This window comes from Methylocucumis oryzae (genome assembly GCF_000963695.1).
In the GTDB taxonomy this organism is placed as follows: domain Bacteria; phylum Pseudomonadota; class Gammaproteobacteria; order Methylococcales; family Methylomonadaceae; genus Methylovulum; species Methylovulum oryzae.
Genome location: NZ_LAJX01000151.1, coordinates 1 through 4,805, shown reverse-complemented (window position 1 = coordinate 4,805; position 4,805 = coordinate 1). Strand labels below are relative to the sequence as shown.

Below are 4,805 nucleotides of genomic sequence, written 5' to 3'. Positions count from 1 at the left end.
ATCCATGTGGCTTAGCAACGCAGGAGCAGTTGCCGAGGACGCCGTAAATACATCCCTGTAGGCTTGGCGGCAGCATCCCTGCTGCCGACACCTGCGCTCTAAACACCCTGTCCCGGCTTGGTATTGTCCCGTCTTAAGTTGGTAGCCGAGAGAGTCAACATGACTCCCCTGCCCTTGTACAAACGTTAAGCCTTAATTACAAGGGTTAGCATCGGTTTCGCCGCAATCGATATGTCTACGGTTACGACCATCGTGAGGCGTGGGTAAAAATGGAAAGACCTTGTAAATACCATTCGCCGTCACATTATCGCCAGGCGCGCCGATATTAAAATTAACACCATCGCCTAAATTCGGCACCGTACCCAATAAAGCACCGGCAACCACGCGCAAGCCTAAATCGGTCACATCATCATTAGGACGGCGGCCATTAGGAAAACCTGCATTATCACCGGCAAATACTGTTAAGCGTTTTTGAGCTTCTGGCGCGGTAGGTGCTACGCCGACATTAACTCTTAATAATTCTGAACATGGGTTGGCTTTACTGCATGAGCTAGGGTCTTGACCAGGATATTTTAGCAACGCTGCGACTAAGTCAGTTCGGTTTGTCGTTTGAAAGCTAGTGCCAAACGCCGCATTAATTAACGACGCTAAACGCGGATTTAAATAAAAATCCAGAAATTGTGCTTCATCTTCTGGCTCGGTCGCGTTCCACAAATCTTTTTTACCGGTACCAATAATCACTTCATTGACTAACGGATTCGCCATGCGCGACACTTGCACAAAAGCACCTTCTGCTTTTACCGTGCCGTCTTTGTTATAGGTTTTGCTTTGCGGGCGGCTAGTCGACGCATACATTCCTAAAATGCCGTTTTCGCTATCGCTGGTTAATTCACTAATTGGAATTTCTAACGCAATGGTATTGACATTAAAACCTGAGAACATGTCGTTACCGAACGGGTTAACAAAATCATTCGCATCTTGTTCGGCTGTTAAGATAGGTGGCATACGGAAATTTAATGTATCAAACGTTGCGCCTAAATCGATATAAAATGACTCATCACGTTGACCGGCAAACACACGACCACCGTTAGTTAGCGGAAAAATACCTTTATCAGTTAACGCTTCATAATCGCGAATAGTGCGTGGCCCTATGTTAGAAGGTACTGCAACCGATTTGGTTTTATTCAGATACGTGCGTGCTTTACCTTTGATTTGAGTAACGGTATAGGTTTGACGCATACCAAGACCTAAAGCACCATCACCTTTTAGACTATTAATCGCCGGTGGCAAGCCCGGTACGGTATCAACGCCACCATAGGCAACGGGTAAATCGGTAAATGGTGCTCTTAAATCGGTTTTAAACCGGATACGGTAAATAATGTCATCGGCTTTACCGTCTTTATTGGTATCAATGTGAAAGTCATACGCGACATCATCAGCAAAATTAAAATAATTAGGACCAGAGCTGGGTTCTTGTCCAGGCAACACGTTCATAATAAACACCATCTTGCTAGGGTCTTCCCAGCTACGGAAGGCATAAACATCGGTAATATCTGCGGCGGGATCTAATGCTATCGCTGGAGCTTCTCTATGACTGGCGGCTTGGCTTAGTTGAGGTAAAGCAGCGGTAATCGCTACTGCTAATAACGTATTTATAGTTTTCATCGTATCGCTCTCTATAGTGTTGAAGAAATGCGCTTCATACTCTTCTATGAAGTTGCATTAAGCTTTACGATGCACAAACAAAAATGGATGCAAATTTACGAACTTTTTTTATCACAACAACCCAAATGGGTAATGGATGTTATGACCATGCCAACATTTATCAAGACGCCAGTTTTAATCGGGCTAAGTCTGTTATCAAGCCTATCCCTCAATATTCAGGCCAAACCTAATTACAGCGCTTTTGCCGAACAAAGCAGAACGACCGCCAAATCACTTCTATCTGATAAGCGCTTAATCGCTGATACGCACAGCATTAGCGTAGAACCTGCCCTAGGCGTACCCAATTTTTTATGGTTAAAGCCCGGCGCGAATCCAAGCCTGTCTAGCGCTAAATCAGCCAGTAACAACTTAGAAGCCATTGCGCGCGGACATATTGCGCACTATGCCAAACTATATCGCCTGACGACAGCAAGTTTGAGTTCAGCTCGCTTACAAGACCAGCAGCGGCTAGGTGATAGTACACTGGTTCGCTTTGCTCAAGTCATTAACGGCATTGATGTATTCGAGCGCCATATCAATGTGTTAATGGATAAACAACTCGCCTTAACCGCCATTTCAGGCTATTTAGCACCACATCAAAACATTAATACCGCTGTCGCCAATATAGCTTTTAAATTGAGCTTACCTGAAGCGATTAGCTCAGCGTTAGCAGATTTATCAGACCAAGCACTCGCAGCATCTGCATTACAATTAAGCGAGCAACGCGGCGAATATCAATGGTATGTTCTTACCGACAGAGCACAGGCAAAGCTCAAATTTAAATTAAGCCAAGCTGTACGCGGCAAAAAAGTGTATTACCCGCTAGCTGAGCGATTAGAGCCTGCCTATTATTTAGAAATTACCACAGCGGATCAGGATGAAACGGATAGCGATAGTGCGTATAGCTATGTCATATCGGCGCAAGATGGCCGCTTGCTCGCCCGCACTGATTTAACAGCGCATGACGCCCATCAACCATTCAGTTATCGCGTTTGGGCGGAACAAGCGACCTTACCGTTACCTGATGACAGCCCTTATGGCAATGATTTAACGCCATTCCCTGAAATTGCCCCTACACAAGCTGCAACACCTATCGCCGCTAACCTTATCCAATTAAGCTGTGGCCCTATTAGCACGTGTGATCCTTGGTTACCAGATACCGCTGTGCAAACAGTCGGTAATAATGTTGATGCGTATGCGGATATTAGCCGAGGCGATGGTTTTTCTCTTCATGATCTTAGAGCGCCGTTAAGTGCCGACCATACGTTTGATTACGCGTATGATTTTAACGAATACGATAGCGATAACCGCCCCGGCCAACTTTATCCAGTCATTGTACAAGCGTTTTATACCACTAATTTTTTACACGATTGGTTATACGATCATGGTTTTAACGAGCAAGCCGGTAATGGTCAAGACCAAAACTATGGTAGGGGGGGGCCGAAGTCGATAGGATGAGAGTCGAAATTAATGATTTTAGCGGTACTGACAACGCCAATATGGCCACTCCTGCGATGGTGCGCCTGCACGAATGCAGCTTTTTTTATGGTCGCATAACGGTGCTAAACATCTAGCCATTAATACGGGTGACGGCCAGCGTAAAAAATACCCTGTGACGACAGCATCGTTTGGTCCACAAGATTTTAAACTGAAGAATCAAGCACTCGCGATTATCGATGATGGTACAGAACCGACTAATGATGGTTGCGAGACGCCCGTTAGCGATACCGTTAGCGGCAAAATTGCGCTTATTGATAGAGGTAGCTGCTTTTTTTGCTGAAAAAAGTTAAAAACGCGCAAGATGCTGGCGCAATCGGCGCAGTTATCGTCAACAACGCACCAGGAAAAATGCTTAACATGGGCGGAACCGGTGATCCCGCAATCGATAACGCGATTACCATACCAACCTTAGGTATCACTAAAGCGCATGGCGATGCGATTAAACAACAACTCACTAGCACACCAACGCTAACTGCGAATTTATTAAGACGCATCTTACCGCCTTACAACAGTGCACTAGACAATACTATCGTGGTACATGAATGGGGACATTTTTTTAAGCACACGCTTAGTTAAAACGTTTAGCCAATAATCAAGGTGGCTCAATGGGCGAAGGCTGGAGTGATTTCTTATCCTTGTTAGTGATGGTTAGACCAGAAGACCAGCAACGAGCGAATAACACCGAATTTAACGGCGCTTATCCCGTAGCGCAGTATGTCTCGGCTACACAGCCCAAAGACTATTTCTTTGGCATACGGCGTTATCCTTATTCCACGGATATGAGTGTTAATCCGTTAACATTTAAGCATATTAGCGATGGCGTAGCATTACCCTCCGATATTCCCACATTATTTACCGCCAATTTCAACGCAGAAGTGCATAACAGCGGCGAAGTATGGGCAACCATGTTATGGGAAGCCTATGCGCAATTACTAAATGACAGCAGCCGCTTAAATCCAGAACAAGCCCGTGACCGAATGTTGGATTATTTAGTCGCCTCGTTAAAAATGACTCCAGTAAATCCAACCTTCATAGAAGCACGCAATGCTTTATTAGCCGTTGCCCAAGCGCGCGATACGTCGGATTACAACGCATTTTGGCGTGCATTCGCCAAGCGAGGCATGGGTGTTAATGCCAAAGCACCTAAGCGTTTTTCAATAGATCATCTAGGTGCAGTAGAAGATTTTCAATTGCCGTAGTAGCTAGCAATTATTGAACAATATGAGCGAGTAAAAACTAGTATTACTATTTCCATGTAAATTTAGGCAGAAATATGTGCAACTAAACAGTAAAATAAACCTATCGTGATAGTATCTAGCCTAGCAGGCTCTCAAGTTAGGTCTTGGCATTACCTTATGGATTTTACTTACTCATAGCTTTTTGTATAGACTAACTGACCTTGACCAGACACCCGATACGCTCGATAAAAAGTCGCTTAACCAGCGCACATTGATTTTAATGCTCACAGGAGATTTATATGCCCGCGTCAAACAGCTTAAGCCCCGATCCGTCCATTCAACACTTGACGCGCAATACGATTGCTTTAATTTTGGCCGGTGGTCGTGGTTCGCGTTTAATGAATATGACCGATTGGCGGGCAA

Annotated in this window: 4 protein-coding genes and 1 pseudogene; 4 read left to right on the top strand and 1 reads right to left on the bottom strand. The window is 44.9% G+C overall.

The genetic code is table 11. The annotated features are described in order from the left end of the window. Positions 1-192 precede the first annotated feature (192 nt). Positions 193-1,665 (bottom strand): DUF4331 domain-containing protein, encoded by a 1,473-nt coding sequence (locus VZ94_RS14640; protein ID WP_045779795.1) that lies wholly within the window; start codon positions 1,663-1,665, stop codon positions 193-195. A gap of 69 nt (positions 1,666-1,734) precedes the next feature. Between VZ94_RS14640 and VZ94_RS23235 the strand changes: the two genes are divergently transcribed. From VZ94_RS23235 to VZ94_RS23220, 4 genes and pseudogenes are all read left to right on the top strand, one after another. After that, the gene (locus VZ94_RS23235) at positions 1,735-3,162 is read left to right on the top strand and encodes a M36 family metallopeptidase (RefSeq protein ID WP_052700578.1); all 1,428 of its coding nucleotides are present in this window, start codon (positions 1,735-1,737) and stop codon (positions 3,160-3,162) included. Between the two features lie 73 nt (positions 3,163-3,235). After that, on the top strand, positions 3,236-3,484 hold the full coding sequence (locus VZ94_RS23230) for a hypothetical protein (RefSeq protein ID WP_052700577.1): 249 nt from the start codon (positions 3,236-3,238) through the stop codon (positions 3,482-3,484). After that, entirely contained in the window at positions 3,478-3,780 is a 303-nt protein-coding gene (locus VZ94_RS23225; protein ID WP_052700576.1) for a PA domain-containing protein, read from the top strand. The genes VZ94_RS23230 and VZ94_RS23225 overlap by 7 nt, the downstream gene beginning before the upstream one ends. Before the next feature lie 17 nt (positions 3,781-3,797). Continuing rightward, positions 3,798-4,403, top strand: a pseudogene (locus VZ94_RS23220) (M36 family metallopeptidase); the annotation flags it as partial. Positions 4,404-4,805: the final 402 nt, after the last annotated feature.